The 17916-nt window shown below is 66.0% G+C and carries 20 protein-coding genes; 12 read left to right on the top strand and 8 right to left on the bottom strand.

Going from position 1 to position 17916, the window contains the following annotated elements; translation table 11 throughout:
- The first annotated feature begins 79 nt into the window (after window positions 1–79).
- The 3 genes from ACX1NL_RS04370 to ACX1NL_RS04360 are packed head-to-tail and all read left to right on the top strand — an operon-like array spanning window position 80 to window position 3244.
- Window positions 80–1459, top strand: coding sequence for an AI-2E family transporter (locus ACX1NL_RS04370; protein ID WP_458898709.1), 1380 nt, complete (start codon window positions 80–82; stop codon window positions 1457–1459).
- Window positions 1460–1490: 31 nt separating this feature from the next.
- Complete coding sequence (locus tag ACX1NL_RS04365; protein ID WP_458898708.1) at window positions 1491–2537, top strand: DNA recombination protein RmuC; 1047 nt, start codon at window positions 1491–1493, stop codon at window positions 2535–2537.
- 11 nt (window positions 2538–2548) lie between these two features.
- Window positions 2549–3244, top strand: a complete 696-nt coding sequence (locus ACX1NL_RS04360) for a DUF6542 domain-containing protein (RefSeq protein WP_301612649.1) — start codon at window positions 2549–2551, stop codon at window positions 3242–3244.
- 18 nt (window positions 3245–3262) lie between these two features.
- On the opposite strand, the gene ACX1NL_RS04355 is transcribed toward ACX1NL_RS04360, so the two are convergent.
- Entirely contained in the window at window positions 3263–4240 is a 978-nt protein-coding gene (locus ACX1NL_RS04355; protein WP_458898707.1) for a 4-hydroxy-3-methylbut-2-enyl diphosphate reductase, read from the bottom strand.
- 95 nt (window positions 4241–4335) lie between these two features.
- Between ACX1NL_RS04355 and xseA the strand changes: the two genes are divergently transcribed.
- Together xseA and ACX1NL_RS04345 are read left to right on the top strand one after the other, a co-directional pair.
- Window positions 4336–5577 (top strand): exodeoxyribonuclease VII large subunit, encoded by a 1242-nt coding sequence (gene xseA / locus ACX1NL_RS04350; RefSeq protein WP_301612652.1) that lies wholly within the window; start codon window positions 4336–4338, stop codon window positions 5575–5577.
- A gap of 13 nt (window positions 5578–5590) precedes the next feature.
- On the top strand, window positions 5591–5854 hold the full coding sequence (locus tag ACX1NL_RS04345) for an exodeoxyribonuclease VII small subunit (protein WP_311389551.1): 264 nt from the start codon (window positions 5591–5593) through the stop codon (window positions 5852–5854).
- Here ACX1NL_RS04345 and ACX1NL_RS04340 read toward each other — a convergent pair.
- Window positions 5820–6401 (bottom strand): DUF4245 domain-containing protein, encoded by a 582-nt coding sequence (locus ACX1NL_RS04340; protein ID WP_392399110.1) that lies wholly within the window; start codon window positions 6399–6401, stop codon window positions 5820–5822. The genes ACX1NL_RS04345 and ACX1NL_RS04340 overlap by 35 nt on opposite strands.
- Window positions 6402–6523: 122 nt before the next feature.
- On the opposite strand from ACX1NL_RS04340, the gene glpX reads away from it, so the two are divergent.
- Entirely contained in the window at window positions 6524–7534 is a 1011-nt protein-coding gene (gene glpX, locus ACX1NL_RS04335; RefSeq protein ID WP_269509277.1) for a class II fructose-bisphosphatase, read from the top strand.
- Between the two features lie 8 nt (window positions 7535–7542).
- Here glpX and ACX1NL_RS04330 read toward each other — a convergent pair whose 3' ends face one another.
- Entirely contained in the window at window positions 7543–8235 is a 693-nt protein-coding gene (locus ACX1NL_RS04330) for a CPBP family intramembrane glutamic endopeptidase (protein ID WP_458898706.1), read from the bottom strand.
- 103 nt (window positions 8236–8338) lie between these two features.
- On the opposite strand from ACX1NL_RS04330, the gene ACX1NL_RS04325 reads away from it, so the two are divergent.
- The 4 genes from ACX1NL_RS04325 (at window position 8339) to ACX1NL_RS04310 (ending at window position 12498) form a co-directional block, all read left to right on the top strand.
- The gene (locus tag ACX1NL_RS04325) at window positions 8339–9739 is read left to right on the top strand and encodes a class II fumarate hydratase (RefSeq protein WP_239306053.1); all 1401 of its coding nucleotides are present in this window, start codon (window positions 8339–8341) and stop codon (window positions 9737–9739) included.
- Between the two features lie 66 nt (window positions 9740–9805).
- Window positions 9806–10309, top strand: a complete 504-nt coding sequence (locus ACX1NL_RS04320) for a hypothetical protein (protein ID WP_269509283.1) — start codon at window positions 9806–9808, stop codon at window positions 10307–10309.
- A 27-nt stretch (window positions 10310–10336) separates the two neighbouring features.
- On the top strand, window positions 10337–10945 hold the full coding sequence (locus ACX1NL_RS04315; RefSeq protein ID WP_458898705.1) for a TetR/AcrR family transcriptional regulator: 609 nt from the start codon (window positions 10337–10339) through the stop codon (window positions 10943–10945).
- Window positions 10939–12498, top strand: a complete 1560-nt coding sequence (locus ACX1NL_RS04310; RefSeq protein ID WP_458898704.1) for an MDR family MFS transporter — start codon at window positions 10939–10941, stop codon at window positions 12496–12498. The genes ACX1NL_RS04315 and ACX1NL_RS04310 overlap by 7 nt, the downstream gene beginning before the upstream one ends.
- Before the next feature lie 16 nt (window positions 12499–12514).
- On the opposite strand, the gene ACX1NL_RS04305 is transcribed toward ACX1NL_RS04310, so the two are convergent.
- The 3 genes from ACX1NL_RS04305 to ACX1NL_RS04295 all read right to left on the bottom strand — a co-directional run bounded on the left by ACX1NL_RS04305 (window position 12515) and on the right by ACX1NL_RS04295 (window position 14373).
- Complete coding sequence (locus ACX1NL_RS04305) at window positions 12515–13045, bottom strand: GNAT family N-acetyltransferase (protein WP_458898703.1); 531 nt, start codon at window positions 13043–13045, stop codon at window positions 12515–12517.
- 114 nt (window positions 13046–13159) lie between these two features.
- Entirely contained in the window at window positions 13160–13741 is a 582-nt protein-coding gene (locus ACX1NL_RS04300; RefSeq protein WP_181888108.1) for a hypothetical protein, read from the bottom strand.
- 53 nt (window positions 13742–13794) lie between these two features.
- The gene (locus ACX1NL_RS04295; RefSeq protein ID WP_181888107.1) at window positions 13795–14373 is read right to left on the bottom strand and encodes a LysR family transcriptional regulator substrate-binding protein; all 579 of its coding nucleotides are present in this window, start codon (window positions 14371–14373) and stop codon (window positions 13795–13797) included.
- Window positions 14374–14398: 25 nt separating this feature from the next.
- Here ACX1NL_RS04295 and ACX1NL_RS04290 point away from each other — a divergent pair, with 25 nt between their 5' ends.
- Window positions 14399–14800: a DUF5997 family protein gene (locus ACX1NL_RS04290; protein WP_181888106.1), complete on the top strand. Its 402-nt coding sequence runs from the start codon at window positions 14399–14401 to the stop codon at window positions 14798–14800.
- Here ACX1NL_RS04290 and glyA read toward each other — a convergent pair.
- Entirely contained in the window at window positions 14797–16089 is a 1293-nt protein-coding gene (glyA, locus tag ACX1NL_RS04285; protein ID WP_458898702.1) for a serine hydroxymethyltransferase, read from the bottom strand. The genes ACX1NL_RS04290 and glyA overlap by 4 nt on opposite strands.
- A gap of 113 nt (window positions 16090–16202) precedes the next feature.
- Here glyA and coaA point away from each other — a divergent pair, with 113 nt between their 5' ends.
- Window positions 16203–17126 (top strand): type I pantothenate kinase, encoded by a 924-nt coding sequence (coaA, locus tag ACX1NL_RS04280; protein ID WP_181888104.1) that lies wholly within the window; start codon window positions 16203–16205, stop codon window positions 17124–17126.
- Here coaA and ACX1NL_RS04275 read toward each other — a convergent pair whose 3' ends face one another.
- On the bottom strand, window positions 17127–17906 hold the full coding sequence (locus ACX1NL_RS04275; RefSeq protein WP_181888103.1) for an isoprenyl transferase: 780 nt from the start codon (window positions 17904–17906) through the stop codon (window positions 17127–17129).
- Window positions 17907–17916 lie beyond the last annotated feature (10 nt).

Raw genomic sequence — 17916 nt, 5'->3', positions numbered from 1 at the left:
CGGAGGTGTGCGCGGGGTTCGGAGGGGGCCGTGAGGTGGGCCGTCGCAAAGCTAAATGCAATGGGGCACAATGGTGCGCGTGAGTGAACCGATCAAGACCCCCGTGCGCGAAGACCGTGTGGACCGCAACGTTGTGTTCAACGACTGGATCGCTTCGGCGGCGAAGTTTACGCTGCGCATCCTGGTCATCGCGGTGTTTTTGTACGCGGTGGGCCAGCTTATCGGCACGTTTTGGGCCGGTGTTTTGCCGGTCGTCATCGCGCTCATCGTGTGCACCGTGCTCGCCCCAATCGCAGCTGCTTTACGACGCCAAAGGGTCCCCTCCGGCCTCGCCGCCCTGTTGACGATGCTGTTGTTCTTCGGGGTGCTGGCATTTATCGGCATGTTGATCGCCCCGGACATCGTGGGCCAGTCTCGCCTGCTGTACATCCAGGCGTTCGAGGGCATTCAGCGCCTTCAGCTATGGGCGCAGGGCCCTCCGCTGAACATGGACCCAGAAAACCTCAACGAGGGCGTCAACGAGATCCAGCGGTGGATCCAGAACCAGGCGGGCGCGATCGCCGGCGGGGTGTTCTCCGGCATCAACACCGCCGCCGGGCTGTCGGTGACGCTGATGGTGCTGTTCGTGCTCACCTTCTTCTTTCTTAAGGACGGCCACCGCTTCCTGCCGTGGCTGCGCTCCGCCACCGGCGGCCGCACCGGCCTGTACCTGACGGAGCTGCTCACCCGCGCCTGGAACACCCTGTCCGGGTTCATCCGCGCGCAGGCGGTGTGCTCGCTGGTAGACGCGATCGTCATCGGCACCGGTATCGCGATCGTGGGCGTGCCGATGGCGTTCACGCTCGTGCTGATCACGTTCATGGCGGGCTTCATCCCGATCGTCGGCGCCGTGGTCGCGGGCGCGCTGGCGGTGCTGATCGCTCTGGTCACCCTCGGGTTCACCAAGGCGCTGATCGTGCTGGCGATCGTGCTGGCCACCCAGCAGCTGGAGGGCAACGTCCTCTCCCCCATGCTGCAGTCGCGGGCGATGAACCTGCACCCGGTGATCGTGCTGGTTTCGGTCACGGTCGGTGGCACGCTGTTCGGCCTTGTCGGCGGCTTCCTTGCCGTGCCGACCGCCGCGATGGTCGCGGTGGTGTACCGCTACCTGCTGGAGGTGCTGCGCATCAACGCCGGCGAGCTGGGCGCAGATGACATCGAATTCACCACCGACGAGGGCCGGGTCATCGCGGAGATCGTCGAGGCAGAGTCCGTGCACAAACGCCAGGAGTGGCGCGGCGAGCGCGAATGGGTCAACGCCCCCGTCGCCGACGAGGAGGCCGACGAGAAGACCGAGCGCTTCGGCACCTCCAGCCTGCGGAAGCTGCGCGACAGCGGCCTCGAGCGGTTGCGTGGGTGGCAGTCGGGCGACAGCAGCAAAGACACCCCAAGCGAACATATGAGCGAACCCGAACGCTAGCGTGTCTGGCAGGTGTGGTTGACTGCCAGCTATGTCGACCGCCACCGTGCTCTTGCTCCTCGCCACCGGCCTGCTCGCGGGCTTCATCGCCGGCGTGTTCACCGGCGCCGCCTGGATGCGCCGCGCCACCCCGCAACAGCCCCCGCAGGACCTGCGCCCAGTCGCCCGCGCGCTGAAAGACATGCGCGAGCAGCTCGACGAGATGGACAAGCAGCAGGCCGTCTCCGCATCCTCGCTGGCGGGCCAGGTGCAGGCGATCGGGCGCACGTCGGCACGCCTGGGCGACCGCACCGACCAGCTCATCACCGCCCTACGCTCGCCGCAGACCCGCGGCCGCTGGGGCGAAATCCAGCTCGAGCGGGTAGTTGAGCTCGGCGGCATGCTCGAGCACGTCGATTTTGACCCCCAGGAGCACATGCTTATCGACGGCTCCCGCGTCCGCCCCGACATGATCATCCGCCTCACACAGGGCAGAAACATCGTCGTCGACGCGAAGGTGCCTTTCCAGGCGTATTTAGATGCGCTCGGCACCGAGGACCCGGAGGAGCGCCAGGCGTTCATGCGCCGCCACGCCCACCTGGTGCGCGCGCACGTGGACACCTTGTCGGCGAAGTCCTACATTGAGGCGTTCCAGCCCACCCCGGAGTTCGTGGTGCTGTTCGTGCCAGCGGATCCGTTCCTGGACGCCGCGCTTTCCATCGATCCCGAGCTTCTGGACTACGCGTTCGCCCGCGACGTAGTCATCGCCACCCCCACCACCCTGTTTGCGCTGCTGCGCACCGTGGCGCTGGGGTGGCGGCAGGAATCGCTCAACGACGCCGCGAAGGAAATCCAGCGCCTCGGCGGGCAGCTGCACCAACGCCTCGCCACCATGGCGGAGCACTACAACCGGGTCGGCTCTTCACTGGACAAGGCGGTGGAGGCGTACAACGCCACGCTCGCGTCGATGGATTCGCGCGTGATGGTCACCGCCCGCAGACTGGAGGAGGCCCAGGTGCCGTCGCGGCGCGGCGAGGCCCCGGCATTGAAACCGGTTTCTTCGCGTGCCCGGCACGCTGCCGAGCACACCGGCGAGTAGACTCGTCTGGCGTGTCGCATGTCTCTCACCGGAACTCAACCTCCCCGTCCGCAACGTTTCACGGGTTGCCCACGGGGTCCGGCATTGGCATCGTTTTCGCCGCGCTGTTTACTGGCGCGCTGCTTTCGCTGTCCACCGGCGTGATCGGCTGGCCGTTTCTCACCCTCTACGCCGTCGCGGTGATTGTGGTGTCCACCCTGGTCAATCCGCGCGGCCTGTTCCTCAACGTGGCCAGCGCACCGATCTTGTTCGTCATCGCGGTGGTCATCGCCGGCTGGGTGATGTCGCGCGACCAGATCGCGGCCGGCGGCTCCTCCGGCAAGGCCGCGCTGCTGTTGGTGTTCTACCCGGTCACGGAGCTGTTTCCGGTGCTGTTCGCCGTCACGCTGGGCTCTGTGATCATCGCGTTTGTGCGCATCCGCCTGATCAAGCGCCACAACGAACAGCTGGTGCGCCGCGAAACCGCTGAGCGCACCCGGATCAACCGCAGCAACCGCCGCACGAATTCTGAAGGCCGCCGCGCGCGCGAGCGCACCAAGGCCGTGTCGGTGGACGAGCTTCTGCGCCGCGCCGATTCGGAGCGCAGCACAAAGCGCACAGAGCGGGCCGAGCGTGCCGGGCGCACCGAACGGGCACAGAAAAAGTCCCCGCGGTCCGGCTCCACTTCGATTGCGGACCGGCTCGGCGAGGATCTCTACAAGGGCTAACAGCGAGCCCCGAGCGCCTTACCCCTGCGCCACCGCCGGGGTTTCGCGGCGCGGCAGGCGCAGGTCGCGCGGCAGGGAGAACGTGATGGTCTCCACGGTGGTGGTCACTTCCTCCGCGTCCGCGTAGCCGCGGCGGCCGAGCTCCTCCACCAGCTCCTTGACCAGGATCTCCGGCACGGACGCGCCCGAGGTCACGCCGACGGTGTTCACTCCGTCGAACCATTCGTCCTTAATCTGGGAGGCGTAGTCCACCAGGTAGGAGGCCTGAGCGCCGGCTTCCAGCGCCACCTCGACCAGGCGGCGGGAGTTCGACGAGTTCTGGGAGCCCACCACGATGACCAGCTCGCAGCGCGGGGCGATCTCCTTGACCGCGGCCTGGCGGTTCTGGGTGGCGTAGCAGATGTCGTCGCTCGGCGGGTTCTCCAGGTTCGGGTAGCGCTCGTGGAGCTTGTCCACGATCACCATCGTCTCGTCCACCGAAAGCGTGGTCTGGGACAGCCACACCAGCTTCTGGTCGTCCGGGAAGTCGGGCAGGCGGTCCACGCCGTCCACACCGTCGACAAGGTGCGTGATCTCCGGGGCCTCACCGGCGGTGCCCTCGACCTCCTCGTGACCCTCGTGGCCGACGAGCAGGATGTGGTAGCCGTCGCGGGCGAAGCGCTTCGCCTCGTTGTGCACCTTGGTCACCAGCGGGCACGACGCGTCGAGGGTGAGCAGGTTGCGGCTCTTTGCGGAGTCGCGCACCGCCGGGGAGACACCGTGGGCGGAGAAGACCAGGTGCGCACCTTCGGGGACCTCATCGGTCTCGTCGACGAAGATCACGCCGCGGTCCTGCAGCGTTTCCACGACGTACTTGTTGTGGACGATCTCTTTGCGCACGTAGACGGGTGCGCCGTACTTCTCCAGGGCCTTCTCTACGGTCTCCACGGCGCGGTCGACGCCGGCGCAGTAGCCGCGGGGGGATGCGAGGAGGACTTTTTTACCCTGTTCTGTCATGGAACCAACCCTAACTAATCAGCGTCAAAAACAATAGGCGGGCCGTGTCGGCTCGCCGGGTAACGTGGCAGAAGTCAAATGGAAAGGAGCATGCGGTGGCAGATTCGAAGAGCTCGCCGGAGCAGCCGTGGTCGGTGTCCAAGCTCAACACCTCGGTGAAGGGCTGGATTGAGCGCCTCGGCTGGCTGTGGATCGAAGGCCAGCTCACCCAGGTCAACACCAAGCCCACGTGGCGGTATTCCTACCTCACGCTGCGCGACACCCAGGAGCAGGCCAGCGTCCAGCTCACCGCGGAAACCTCGCTGCTCACGGGCATGCAGGTGCCGCTTAACGACGGCGACCGCGTCGTCGTGCTGGGTAAACCGTCCTTCTACCCGGGCCGCGGCACGTTTTCCATGCGCGTGACCGAGATCAGGCACGTCGGCGCCGGCGAGCTTTTGGCGCGCATCGAGGCGCTGCGCAAGCAGCTCGCCTCCGAGGGCCTGTTCGACCCTGCGCGCAAGAAACCGCTGCCCTACCTGCCCACAAAGGTCGGCCTGATCACCGGGCGCGGCTCCGCGGCCGAGCGCGACGTGGTCACCGTGGCGCAGGGCCGTTGGCCGGAAGTGCGCTTCGAGATCATCAACACCCCGGTCCAGGGCCCCACCACCGTGCCCGCGGTGATCGAGGCGCTCGGGGTACTCGATGCGGACCCTGAGGTGGACGTGATCATCGTCGCCCGCGGCGGCGGGTCCGTGGAGGACCTCCTGCCGTTTTCGGAGGAGGCGCTGCAGCGTGCCGTCGCAAAGCTTGGCACCCCTGTGATCTCCGCGATCGGCCACGAGCCTGACAACCCGGTGCTGGACAACGTCGCGGACGTGCGCGCCGCCACCCCCACCGATGCAGCCAAGCGCGCGGTCCCCGATGTGGCGCAGGAGCGATTGCTTATCGACGAAGCACGTGCCCGCATGGCCGCCGCCCTGCGCGGATGGGTCCAACGCGAACGCGACGGCCTGGCCTCGGTGCGCTCGCGCCCGGCGCTCGCCGACCCGATGATGGCCATTACCCGCCGCCGCGAGGAAATCGAGCGCGCCACCGCCCTGATCCGCCGCGACGTGTCCCACCTGCTGCAGCGCGAAACGCAGCAGGTGCGGGGCTTGCGCGCCCAGGTCTCGGCGTTGGGGCCGTCGGCGACGCTCGCCCGCGGCTACGCCGTGGTCCAGGTGCTGCCCCGCGACGGCTCCGACGCCGAAGTTGTCACCTCCATCGACCAGTCCCCACCCGGATCGCAGCTGCGCATCCGCGTCGGCGACGGCTCCATTACCGCCGCCTCCATGTCCACCACGCAAGCAGATTAGGAACACGAAAAACATGACTGAGAACGCTTTCGGCACCGGCCAGGCCAACGACAACGCCCTTCCGGACCCCGCCACCTTAAGCTACGAGCAGGCCCGCGACGAGCTGGTCGAAACCGTGAAGATCCTCGAGCTGGGCCAGATGAGCCTGGACGAGTCACTGAAGTACTGGGAGCGCGGCGAAGCACTGGCGAAGCGGTGCGAGGTGCTTCTCGACGGCGCCTCAAAGCGCGTCGAGGAAGCGATCAATTCCCGTCAGCAGCCTGAATCGGAGCAGTAGCCAGCGCGGTCGAGATCAGCTCCTCGAACTCGCTGGCCTCCCCTGCGCCGGTGAGCACGAGGCGGGCGTCGCCCGCGTCGACGACCCAGAGGTCGCGCACGTCCTTCTCCTCGGAGGTGTAGATCTCAACGCTGCGGCCGTCGATCTCCTCGGAGCGGTCCAGGGTGCGCGGCTTCTCGTCCGCGCCCTTTGCAGCTTCCTCCGCGTCGACGCCGGTCTGCGTGAGCTGGATGAAGCCGCGGTCCGGGGTGATCCAGCCGACGGTCGGCGCCGGCTGGCCGCCGAGCATGGAGCGGCGCGCGGAGTTGGTGACCCAACCTTCCGGCATCTCCGGGTAGCGCACCGGGAAGTCCACGCCGCGCGCCTCCAAGTCGAGGAAGGTCTCCGCGTCGACCTCCTGGACCGGCCCCTGTTCGGGCGCGCCGGGGTTAAACGAGCACAGCCCGGTCGCGCCGACAGCGACGACCATCAGCACGATGATGAGCACGGAGTTGATCGCGATGTCTCGTCCGTCCTGGAAGATGCGGGGTTTTTTGTTGCTAGCCACGCCGAACAGTATGGCATGCGCCCCCGCTTCCCCCTTAAAGGTGGGAAGAACGGGCAATTGTGCGATTGGTAGTGCCACAATAGAGGGGTCTTTTTGTGATTCATGTTTAGGAAGGCCTCCCCATGACCGAACAGTCCGATCTTTTCCCCGACCGCAATCTCGCGATGGAGCTGGTGCGCGTCACCGAGGCCGCCGCGCTCGCCTCCGGCCGCTGGGTCGGCCGCGGCCAGAAGAACGAAGGCGACGGTGCCGCCGTCAACGCGATGCGCAAGATGATCAACTCCGTGGAGATGGACGGCGTCATCGTCATCGGCGAGGGCGAGAAGGACGAGGCCCCGATGCTCTTCAACGGCGAGCAGGTCGGCACCGGCCACGGCGCGGCCGTGGACATCGCTGTCGACCCAGTCGACGGCACCCGCCTGATGGCCGAGGGCCGCCCGAACGCGATCTCCGTGATCGCCGCCGCGGACCGTGGCTCGATGTTCAACCCGCAGGACGCGTTCTACATGAACAAGATCGCCGTCGGCCCGGAGGCGGTCGGCGCGATCGACATCACGAAGTCGACCGCCGAGAACATCAAGTCGGTCGCCGAGGCGAAGGGCGTGCGCCCCGCCGACATCACGGTGGTCGTGCTCGATCGTCCGCGCCACAAGCAGCTTGTCGACGACATCCGCGCCGCCGGCGCCAAAGTCCGCTTCATCATGGACGGCGACGTCGCCGGCGCCATCGCCGCTGCACAGGACACCAGCTCCATCGACATTGCGATGGGTATCGGCGGCACCCCGGAGGGCGTCGTCACGGCGTGCGCTCTGAAGTGCCTGGGCGGCGAGATCCAGGGCATGCTCGCCCCGCAGGGCGACGAGGAGCGCGAGAAGGTCCTCGCCGCCGGCCACGACCTGGACCGCGTGTTGGGTATCAACGACCTGGTCACCTCCGACAACTGCTACTTCGCCGCCACCGGCGTGACCAACGGCGACATGTTGCGTGGCGTGACCTACCGCAAGTCCGGTGCCACCACCCGCTCGCTGGTGATGCGCTCGAAGTCCGGCACCGTCCGCTTCATTGAGTCCCAGCACCAGCTGACCAAGCTGCAGGACTACTCCGTGGTGGACTACTCCGATCCGGAGAACTAGGCCGCAGCCTAAAGCAACGCGCCGATCAGCGCCGCGCTGGCCAGCAGGTTGTTCACCACGTGCACGATGTAGCTGGCGGTGATGGTGCCGTGGAAGCGTGCCACCAGCGCCAGACCAACGCCGGCGAAGAAGGTGAACACGATTGCCGGCGGCGCGATGTGGGCCGCCCCGAAGATCGCTGAGGTAGCCAGTACGCTCGCCGCCGCGGGCATGAGCGTGTCGAAGTAGTTCATGAGCACGCGGCGGAACACGATCTCCTCAATCAACGGCCCGATGAGCAGGTAGCCCACCAGCAAAAGCAGCACTGGCGCGGCGCTGTCCAAGTCCCGGGCGAGGGTCTCGCTGGCGGAGTCGCCGCGGGGCTCAAGTCCGGACAGCGGCGCGACAACCGACGTCGCTGCCGCAGAGCCGAGCACCACCGCCGGAGCCTGCCACAGCAGGTGCCAGCCCCGGCGCCCGAGCCGGGAGAAGCCGAGCTCGAGCCCGCGGTGCCGCATGTAGCGCACGAGCAGCACCGTCGGCACCGCCAACGCGACCAACACTGCAACCGGCAGCACCGTCAGCGCCACTGTCCGGGACACGCCCGCGCGCACCAAAATCAGCCCCTGGCCGAGGAGCAAAACGTACATCGACCCCATCGCGGCGGCCGCGACTCCCGCGTCCCTCAAAGTGGGGGTCTTCATGGCCTGCGGTTCGGGCATTTCATCTCCTCGGCATATCCGGTTGGGGCATAATCGTGCAGTGGAAAGGCACGCGCGCACCTTACCGTGCGCGACGTGCACGCGACAGAAGTAAAGGACAATAATGGCTGATCAGGAATACCGCATCGAGCATGACACGATGGGCGAAGTCAAGGTGCCCGTCGACGCATTGTGGCGCGCCCAGACGCAGCGCGCTGTGGAGAACTTCCCCATCTCCGGCCGCGGCCTGGAGTCCCAGCAGATCCGCGCGCTCGGCCTGCTCAAGGCGGCCTGCGCGCGGGTAAACAAGGACCTGGGCAACCTGGACGCCGAGAAGGCCGACGCCATCATCGCCGCCGCGAAGGAGATCGCGGACGGCAAGCACGACGAGCAGTTCCCTATCGATGTGTTCCAGACCGGCTCCGGCACCTCGTCGAACATGAACACCAACGAGGTCATCGCCTCCATCGCGAAGGCCAACGGCGTTGAGGTCCACCCGAACGACCACGTCAACATGGGCCAGTCCTCCAACGACACCTTCCCCACCGCCACCCACGTCGCGGCCACCGAGGCTGCCGCGAACGACCTGATCCCGGCGCTGAAGGTGCTGCAGGAGTCCTTGGAAAAGAAGGCAAAGGAGTGGCACGAGGTGGTCAAGTCCGGCCGCACCCACCTCATGGACGCCACCCCGGTCACCCTGGGCCAGGAGTTCTCCGGCTACGCCCGCCAGATCGAGCTGGGCATCGCACGCGTCGAGGGCACCTTGGAGCGCCTGGGCGAGCTCGCCATCGGCGGCACCGCCGTGGGCACCGGCATCAACACCCCGGCGGAGTTCGGCGGCAAGGTCACCGAGGAGCTGATCAAGCTCACCGGTGTTGAGCAGCTTTCCGAGGCGAAGAACCACTTCGAAGCGCAGGCCAACCGCGACGGCCTGGTCGAGTTCTCCGGCGCGATGCGCTCCGTTGCTGTGTCCCTGTACAAGATCGCCAACGACATCCGCCTGATGGGCTCCGGCCCGCTGGCCGGCTTCGGCGAGATCCACCTGCCGGACCTGCAGCCGGGCTCCTCCATCATGCCGGGCAAGGTCAACCCGGTGCTGTGCGAGACCGCAACCCAGGTCTCCGCGCAGGTCATCGGCAACGACGCGGCTGTCGCGTTCGGCGGCACCCAGGGCCAGTTCGAGCTCAACGTGTTCATCCCGATGATGGCGCGCAACGTCCTCGAGTCCTCCCGCCTGCTGGCGAACACGGCCCGCCAGTTCGCCACCAAGCTTGTCGACGGCATCGAGCCGAACGAGGAGCGCATGCGCACCCTGGCCGAATCTTCCCCGTCGATCGTGACCCCGCTGAACTCCGCGATCGGCTACGAAAACGCCGCGAAGATTGCCAAGCACGCGGTCAAGGAGGGCATCACCATCCGCCAGGCCACCATCGACCTGGGCTTCGTGGACGGCGAGAAGCTCACCGAGGAGGAGCTGGACAAGCGCCTCGACGTGCTGTCCATGGCCAACACGGACCGCAACTAGTCCGCAACTAGCTCCCCGCTAGAATCTGCCCCCAGCACATCAACCAATCTGCTGGGGGCTTTTTCCATGCCTGATTCTTTCTCCGAACTGCGCACCGCGGGCGGGCCGAACAAGCCGTGGGTCGTCGGCGGGGTGCTTGCGCTCATCGTCGCCATCATCGGCGTCGCGCTCGCGGCGGCCTACTGGTACGCCAACCCGCGCCCCGAGCCCGAAAGCACCGTCCCCGAAACGGTCACGGTCACCGCGCAGCAGCAATCGCCTATCGACGACCCTTCGGCCCCCACCGGCACCTACACCGGAACGCTGAACAGCTTGGAAGATGACGCAAAGGTCAAGGCGTGGCCCGCGGTGGCGACCTTCGGCGGCGGCACCGCCTCGGTGACCTACCCGCTGACCGGCTGCACGGCGTTGATCGGTGAAGGCGGCGAATCGATCCCGTTGACGAAGGGCTGTAATGACGGGCAGGGCCGTTGGGACGTCGAGAAGCATTCGCCCGGCATTGTGAAGCTGACCTACTCAGAGGACGGAAAAGCGCTGGTAGAAGGCGAACTTTCAGCGGGCTTGCCATAATGTGCACCGGGTGTAATATTGCACCCCGTGCAAAATGAGGGAATCAGGGAGCAGAAGCGGCGCGAAACGCTGCAACGCATCCGCGACGAGGCGGCCCGGCTTGTGGGCGCTCACGGCTACGACAACGTCACCGTCGACGACATCTGCCTGGCTGCAGGCATCTCCCGGCGCACGTTTTTCAACTACGTCGACTCCAAGGACGAGGCGATCTTGGGTTCGTTCCCCTTCACGTTCAGCGAGGACGCCCTCGCCGCGATCCGGGAAACCCAAAGCGACAACGTGCTGGAGCTTGTCATCCGCTCCATCGACGTGGAACCGGGACGCTTCGACGGCCCGGCCGCGAAATGCCGCCGCGAGCTGCTGGAAAACAACCCCGGCCTGATGCACGCCGAAGCCACCCGCAAACGTGGCTTCCTCACCGAGGTCGGACGCGCCGTCTACGCCCACTTCGAACGCTTCCCCGAAGACCGGAAGCACCCCGGGACGCTGGAGGACGAGACGCACTTCATCGTCGTGCTGTTCCAGGGAGCGGTGAGCCGCTACCTGTGGCACCCTCCGGAGGGCGCCGACCCCGTCGAGCAACTGCTAGCTAACGCACACGATCTTTCCACTTACGCAAAGGAGATGAAATGGTAGAAACCCGCGCGGACCGCGATCCGCTTCAGGCCACCCCGCCAAACGTGGGGCTGGTGTTCTCGGCCCTGCTGCTGACCATGCTGATGAGCTCGCTGGGCCAGATGATTTTCGCCACCGCCCTGCCCACTATCGTCGGCGAGCTCGGTGGCGTGGACCACATGAGCTGGGTCATCTCGGCGTTTTTGGTCACCATGACCATCGCCATGCCGGTCAACGGCAAGCTCGGCGACATCCTGGGCCGCAAGTGGCTCTACATCACCGGCATCGGCCTGTTCGTGGTCGGCTCCACCATCGGCGGCTTCGCCCACACCATGGAGCTTTTGATCATCGGCCGCGCCATCCAGGGCTTGGGCGCGGGCGGGATGATGGTGAACTCGCAATCCATCATCGCCGAGGTCGTCCCCGCCCGTGAGCGCGGCAAGTACATGGGTGTCATGGGTGCCGTCTTCGGCGTGTCCTCTGTGCTCGGCCCGGTGCTCGGCGGATGGTTCACTGACGGGCCCGGCTGGCGCTGGGCACTGTGGATGAACATCCCGCTGGGTATTTTGGCCATGTGCGTGTGCACCGCCGTGCTGCGCCTGCGCCGCGGATCCGCGAAGGGCATGCACTACGACTACGTCGGCACCACGCTCATGGTGGTGGCCACGGCCTCGCTGATCCTCACCACCACCTGGGGCGGCACCCAGTACGAGTGGACCTCCCCGACGATCATCGCCACCTCGCTTATCGCGTTGGTTGCCGCCGTGGCATTCGTGTTTGTGGAGCTGCGCGCCACCAACCCGCTGATCCCGATGGACCTGTTCAAAAACCGCAACATGGTGCTGACCACGCTTGCCGGCACGGTGCTAGGCCTGGCCATGACCAGTGGCCTGGCGTACCTGCCCACCTACCTGCAGATGGTCCACCAGCTCACCCCCACCGAGGCGGGCCTGATGATGCTGCCGATGGTCATCGGCATGCTCGTCACCGGCATGGCGGTCGGCTTCATCATCTCCAGGACCGGCCGCTACAAGATCTACCCGCTGGTCGGCATGCTCGTGACCACGCTGGGGCTGTTCCTGTTCTCTCGCCTCGAGGTGACCACGTCGCTGACCACGCTGGGCGTCTACATGTTCATCTTCGGCTTCGGCCTGGGCCTGGTCATGCAGGTGCTGGTGCTGATCGTGCAGAACTCGTTCCCGCTCAAGCACGTGGGAACTGCGACGTCCACGAACAACTTCTTCCGCCAGATCGGCTCCTCCATCGGCGCGTCCCTGGCTGGCTCGCTGTTCATCCACAACATGCGCGACAACCTAGAGCAGCGCCTCCCGGAGGCGCTAGCCAAGCTGGGCCCGGAGGGCCAGGCGTACGCGGCGAAGTTCCAGGAAGGCGGGGCGAACAGCCTCACCCCCGGCGTTGTCGCCCAGCTGCCGGATCCCATCAAGGACGCGGTGCTGAGCAGCTACAACGACGGGCTTACCCCCGTGTTCCTGCTCATGGTGCCGCTGGCGATCGTCGCCTTCGTCCTCCTGCTGCCGGTGCGCGAGGAAGCGCTCAAGGAGGACTTGAGCTAGCAGCTTTTCAGCGGCGCTACTGTTCGCGCGACATCGGCAAAATCAGCTCCCAGATGTCGCAGTCGCGCCACTGGCCTTGGCGCTCGCCGTAGGCCATCCGGGCCATGTTGTGGAACGTGCCCACCTTTTCAAATCCGCGGGACTTGTGCAGGCCCGCGGATCCTTCATTTTCGGGGAAGATCCAGGAGTGGATGGACCACTTGTGCAAGTTGATGCAGGTCTGAATCAGGTGGTCCAAAAGCGCGCCGGCAACGCCGCGGCCGCGGGCGTCCGGGTGGGTGTAAATCGAGTCTTCCACCACGCCGTGGAACACGCTGCGTGTCGACGCCTTCGCGGCGCCGACCCAGCCGAGCACCTTGTTGTCGTCGTTCGCGTCAACCGCCACGAAGACGGTCTCCATGATTTTCTTGCGGGAGAATTGCTCCCAGTTCTGCCCCTTGGTCTCCCAAGAAGCGTTGCCTGTCTGTAGTCCCATCTCGTAGATGGCTCGTACCTGCGGATAGTCTTCCGGTCGGATGGGCCGGATGGCAAAGTCCGATTTTTGCATGCGCTCTATTGTCCAGATCCGCGCGAGGGCGCGCAAACACTCGCCCAGCAACGCAAAAGCGCCACCCCGCCGCAGCGGAGTGGCGCTTGGAATCAGGCGAGGTAGGCCGCCGATTTACTTCTCGGTCACGATTGCGGTGAAGGCATCCTCGGTGCCGCCGCGGGTCCACTCGATGGTGCCGTTCTCAAACTCCTGGGTCCAGCCCGACTGGTCGGCGTTCTCGGTCTCCGGTGCGACCGGGAAGCCCAACTTCTGGTCCAGACGCACGTCGGTGATCCACTCGTTAGCGATCTGGCCCCAGGTCGGAGCACCACCGGTGTTCTCGTTCCAGGTGATGTAGTGCTCGTTGTCGTAGGTGACGATCCAGCCGCCGTCAGTCTCCTCAACTGCCATCGGCTCGCCCCACTCCGGCTGAGCGTACTCGTCCATAGCGGCCTTCACGCCTGCCGGAACCATCGCGGTTGCGCCGTCGGCGGTGGTGATCTCCTCGGTAGCCTCAGCGTCGCCAGCAGCAGCGGCGTCGGTGTTATCCGCGGCCTCGCCAGCGGTCTCGGTGGCAACCTCGGTCTCGGTAGCGGTCTCCGAGACGATCTCGGTGGAGGTCGGCTCACCCTCGCCGTCGTTGGAGCAAGCAACCAGGCCGGTTGCGCCAAGGGTCAGAGCAGCTGCGGAAGCGACGATCTTACGGGAAAACATAATCAATACCTTTCATTCTTGAAATAAGTGCGCCGTCCATTATGAACTTTGCGTTAACGTCGAGTCCGCTTTGCACCCGATCGGGGGTGCGCATTTCCACGCGAAGAACGCACCGTGCGCCCCTTCGTCACACCGACAAAGTCCTGCACAGCGTCCGAATCGTCCGCCCTGCGCCACACGAGCGCGATCTGCGTCGCCGGTTCCTCCCCCAGAAGGGGTAATGCTTTGATCTGTTTGCGCGCGAGGTTCTTCAACAGCGGCAGTGGCCCGTAGGCCACGCCGACGTTCGCGGCGACGACTTGCAGGGCGGACCGGAGGTCGTCGATAGGCGATTGCCCGTCAAAGTTCACAATCTCGTCCGCGAGATCCGCGCGGGAAACCTCCCCTACCTCCGCGTAGACGGAATCCTTCGGCACCGCGACGCCGGCCGCCTCCTCGTAGAGGCGCACCACGTGGTACTCGTCGGTGACGCGCTCGTCCGGAAGCCGCACGAGCGCTGCAGTTGCTTGCTTGCCGACGAGCACGAACGGATCATCCGCCGGCATCGTCTCAAGTCGGCTTCCGGTGAGTTCCTCGAAGCGGCGGAACCACTTCCCCGGCTCGGTGCCGGTGGCGAAGGCAATGGTGAGCATGGCCGTCAATGCTACCGTTTTGACCATGACTGATCAGACCCCCTCCGGCATCGCCATGAAGCCGGTAACCGCCGCAAAGAAGCTGGGCATCTACCTTCCCGCCACCCCGCAGGAGTTCCAGGACGGCGCCGTGACCCACGCCGAGCTGCGCGACCTGCAGGACAACCCGCCGCAGTGGCTGCAGGAGCTGCGCCTTTCCGGCCCACACCCGCGCCCCGAGGTCGCCCGCAAGCTGGGCATTTCCGTGACCGCGCTGAAAAGCGCCGGCGTGGACCAGGCGATGACCACCGACGAGATCCGCGCGCTGCTGGACGACCAGCCCGAGTGGCTGCAAAAAGCCCGCGCCACTCTCGCGGAGCAGCGCGGGCATGATGTTGCCGGCGGCGACGGCGCAAGCGCCGACGCCGGAGAAGCCGAAAAGGACTAGAGCATCTTCCAATCCTCGAGGTCCGGGTAGAGCGGGTACTTCCGCGCCAGGGCCTCAACGCGGCCGCGCAGCGCGTCGATGTCGGCTGCTTCGCCCTTGATCAGGGTCTCCGCGATAATCTCTGCGACCTCGCGGAAGTCCTCCTCGCCGAAGCCGCGGGTGGCCAGCGCGGAGGTGCCGATGCGCAGGCCCGAGGTCACCTTCGGCGGGCGCGGGTCGAACGGCACGGCGTTGCGGTTGACGGTAATACCCACCGAGTGCAGCAGGTCCTCGGCCTGCTGGCCGTCCATCGGCGAATTGCGCAGGTCCACCAGCACGAGGTGCACCTCGGTGCCGCCGGAGACGACGGACACACCGGCCTCGCGTGCGTCGTCGGCAAGCAAACGCTCCGCCAACACCCTCGCGCCGTCGAGGGTGCGCTGCTGACGATCCTTGAACTCTTCGGTCCCGGCGATCTTGAACGCGGTCGCCTTAGCTGCCACGACGTGCATCAGCGGGCCGCCCTGCTGGCCCGGGAAGACCGCGGAGTTGAGCTTCTTGTGCAGCTCCAGGTCGTTGGTGAGGATGAAACCGGAGCGCGGGCCACCCAGGGTCTTGTGCACCGTGGAGGAGACCACGTGCGCGTGCGGGACCGGGTTCGGGTGCAGGCCGGCGGCGACCAGGCCGGCGAAGTGCGCCATGTCCACCCACAGGTAGGCGCCGACCTCGTCGGCGATGGAGCGGAACTCCGCGAAGTCCTCGTGGCGCGGGTACGCGGACCAGCCGGCGATGATCACCTTCGGCTTGACCTCGCGGGCCTGCTCGCGCAGCTTCGCCATATCGATCTGGTGGGTGTCCTCCTCCACCTGGTAGGCGGCGACGTTGTACAGGCGGCCAGAGAAGTTGATCTTCATGCCGTGGGTGAGGTGGCCGCCGTGCGCCAGGTCCAGGCCCAAGATGGTGTCGCCCGGCTCCGCCAGCGCCATGAGCACCGCGGCGTTCGCCTGCGCGCCGGAGTGCGGCTGCACGTTCGCGTACTGGGCGCCGAAGACCTCCTTCGCGCGGTCGCGCGCCAAGTCCTCAATGACGTCCACGTGCTCGCAGCCGCCGTAGTAGCGGCGGCCCGGGTAGCCCTCCGCGTACTTGTTGGTCAGCACCGAGCCCTGCGCCTGCAGCACGGAGCGCGGCACGAAGTTCTCGGAGGCGATCATCTCCAGCGTGTCGCGCTGGCGCGCCAGCTCGTCCACAATTGCGGCGTGCACCTCGGGGTCGTAGGTGGCCAGATCCTGGTAGCGGAGGTCTTCAGACACGTCGACCGGGTCCTTTCTTTTCGCGTTGACAACGGCTTCTCGCAGTATAGGAAAATCGGCACGCCCAGAAGGCGGATTCATTCCCCTTTTACGCGGGTGCAACAATGGTGGCTATGTCACGAGCCGATTCGTCGCCGTACCTCGACTTCCACCGCGAGGACTGGCGCAAGCGCCGCGCCAAGATGCCCCAGGTGCTCACCGAGGAAGAGCTGCAGAAGCTCTCCGGCATCGGCGAGAACCTCGACCTGCAGGAGGTCGAGGACATCTACCTGCCCCTGTCGCGCCTGATCCACCTGCAAGTGCGCGCCCGGCAAAAGCTCACCAACGCCACCGAAACATTCATCGGCGGCGACCCGGGGCACGTGCCGTTCATCATCGGCCTGGCCGGCTCGGTGGCCGTGGGCAAATCCACCACCGCGCGCGTGCTGCAGGTGCTGCTGCAGCGCTGGGACTCCCACCCGCGGGTGGACCTGGTCACCACCGACGGCTTCCTCCACCCGAAGGCGGTGCTGGAAGAGCGCGGGATCATGAAACGCAAGGGCTTCCCAGAGTCCTACAACCGCAGAAACCTGATGCGTTTTGTCACCGAGGTCAAGTCCGGCCAGCCGGTGGTCAGGGCCCCGATCTACTCGCACGAGGCCTACGACATCCTCCCCGACGAATTCGTGGAGGTCCGCCAGCCCGACATCCTCATCCTCGAAGGCCTCAACGTGCTGCAGACCGGCCCAACGCTGATGGTCTCCGACCTGTTCGACTTCTCCATCTACGTCGACGCAAAGACCGAAGACATCGAGCGCTGGTACATCGAGCGCTTCCTCAAACTCCGCGACACTTCGTTCCAGCAGCCCGGCAACCACTTCGAGAGCTTCGCCGGCATGGACGACGCCGAAGCCGCCTACGCCGCGCGCGAACTGTGGCAGACCATCAACCTGCCCAACCTGGTGGAAAACATCCTGCCCACCCGCGTGCGCGCCTCGCTGGTGCTGCGCAAGGACTACGACCACACCGTCCAACGCGTGCGCATGCGCAAGATCTAGCTACTTGCCAAAGCGGCGGGAGCGCTGCGAGTAGTCGCGCAGCGCGCGCAAAAAGTCGATCTTGCGAAACGCCGGCCAGTAAATGTCGGTGAACCAAATCTCCGAGTACGCCGCCTGCCACAGCAGAAAACCGGACAGGCGCTGCTCGCCGGAGGTGCGGATGACCAGGTCCGGGTCCGGCTGGCCGGAGGTATACAGGTGCTCCGAGATGGATTCCACCGTGATCTCGGCGGCCATCTCCGTGGCTGGCACTCCGGCGTGCGCTTTGTCGTCGATAAGCGATTGCACCGCATCCACGATCTCCTGGCGCCCGCCGTAACCGACCGCGATGTTGACGGTGAGACCGTGCTTGGTGTCGGTTGCGGCCGCACCCTCGCGCATGCGCCTAGCGACGTCCTCCGGCAGCAGATCCAAATGCCCCACCAACCGCACGCGGCAGGTGTAATCCTCCGTGGCCAGATCCTCGATGACCCCGGAGATGATGTCGAAGAGCAGCTCCACCTCTTCGGTGGTGCGCTGCAGATTCTCCGTGGAAAGCAGGTAAATGGTGAGCACGTCCACGTCCATCTCCGCGGACCAGCGCACGAGCTCGCCGATCTTCGCGCCGCCGACGCGGTGGCCGTGGGAGATGTCCTCGAAGCCCGCCTCACGCGCCCAACGACGGTTGCCGTCGGCCATCACGGCGATGTGCTTCGGACGCTTTTTGCCGCGCAGCTCGCGCTTTAGGCGCGCCTCGTACAGCGGGTACAGCGGGTATCGCAGCTTCGAAAGGACAGACACGGGATAAATT

The organism is Corynebacterium sp. CQ3829_602738 (assembly GCF_054478435.1).
This window is presented reverse-complemented; position numbering and strand designations above follow the sequence as displayed.

Bases quoted from the DNA above. Each gene is read 5' to 3' on its own strand.
- ACX1NL_RS04365 (WP_458898708.1), top strand. From the start codon at position 1,491: ATGTCGACCGCCACCGTGCTCTTGCTCCTCGCCACCGGCCTGCTCGCG.
- ACX1NL_RS04355 (WP_458898707.1), bottom strand. From the start codon at position 4,240: ATGACAGAACAGGGTAAAAAAGTCCTCCTCGCATCCCCCCGCGGCTAC.
- ACX1NL_RS04345 (WP_311389551.1), top strand. From the start codon at position 5,591: ATGACTGAGAACGCTTTCGGCACCGGCCAGGCCAACGACAACGCCCTT.
- glpX (WP_269509277.1), top strand. From the start codon at position 6,524: ATGACCGAACAGTCCGATCTTTTCCCCGACCGCAATCTCGCGATGGAG.
- ACX1NL_RS04330 (WP_458898706.1), bottom strand. From the start codon at position 8,235: ATGCCCGAACCGCAGGCCATGAAGACCCCCACTTTGAGGGACGCGGGA.
- ACX1NL_RS04325 (WP_239306053.1), top strand. From the start codon at position 8,339: ATGGCTGATCAGGAATACCGCATCGAGCATGACACGATGGGCGAAGTC.
- ACX1NL_RS04320 (WP_269509283.1), top strand. From the start codon at position 9,806: ATGCCTGATTCTTTCTCCGAACTGCGCACCGCGGGCGGGCCGAACAAG.
- ACX1NL_RS04310 (WP_458898704.1), top strand. From the start codon at position 10,939: ATGGTAGAAACCCGCGCGGACCGCGATCCGCTTCAGGCCACCCCGCCA.
- ACX1NL_RS04305 (WP_458898703.1), bottom strand. From the start codon at position 13,045: ATGCAAAAATCGGACTTTGCCATCCGGCCCATCCGACCGGAAGACTAT.
- ACX1NL_RS04300 (WP_181888108.1), bottom strand. From the start codon at position 13,741: ATGTTTTCCCGTAAGATCGTCGCTTCCGCAGCTGCTCTGACCCTTGGC.
- ACX1NL_RS04295 (WP_181888107.1), bottom strand. From the start codon at position 14,373: ATGCTCACCATTGCCTTCGCCACCGGCACCGAGCCGGGGAAGTGGTTC.
- ACX1NL_RS04290 (WP_181888106.1), top strand. From the start codon at position 14,399: ATGACTGATCAGACCCCCTCCGGCATCGCCATGAAGCCGGTAACCGCC.
- coaA (WP_181888104.1), top strand. From the start codon at position 16,203: ATGTCACGAGCCGATTCGTCGCCGTACCTCGACTTCCACCGCGAGGAC.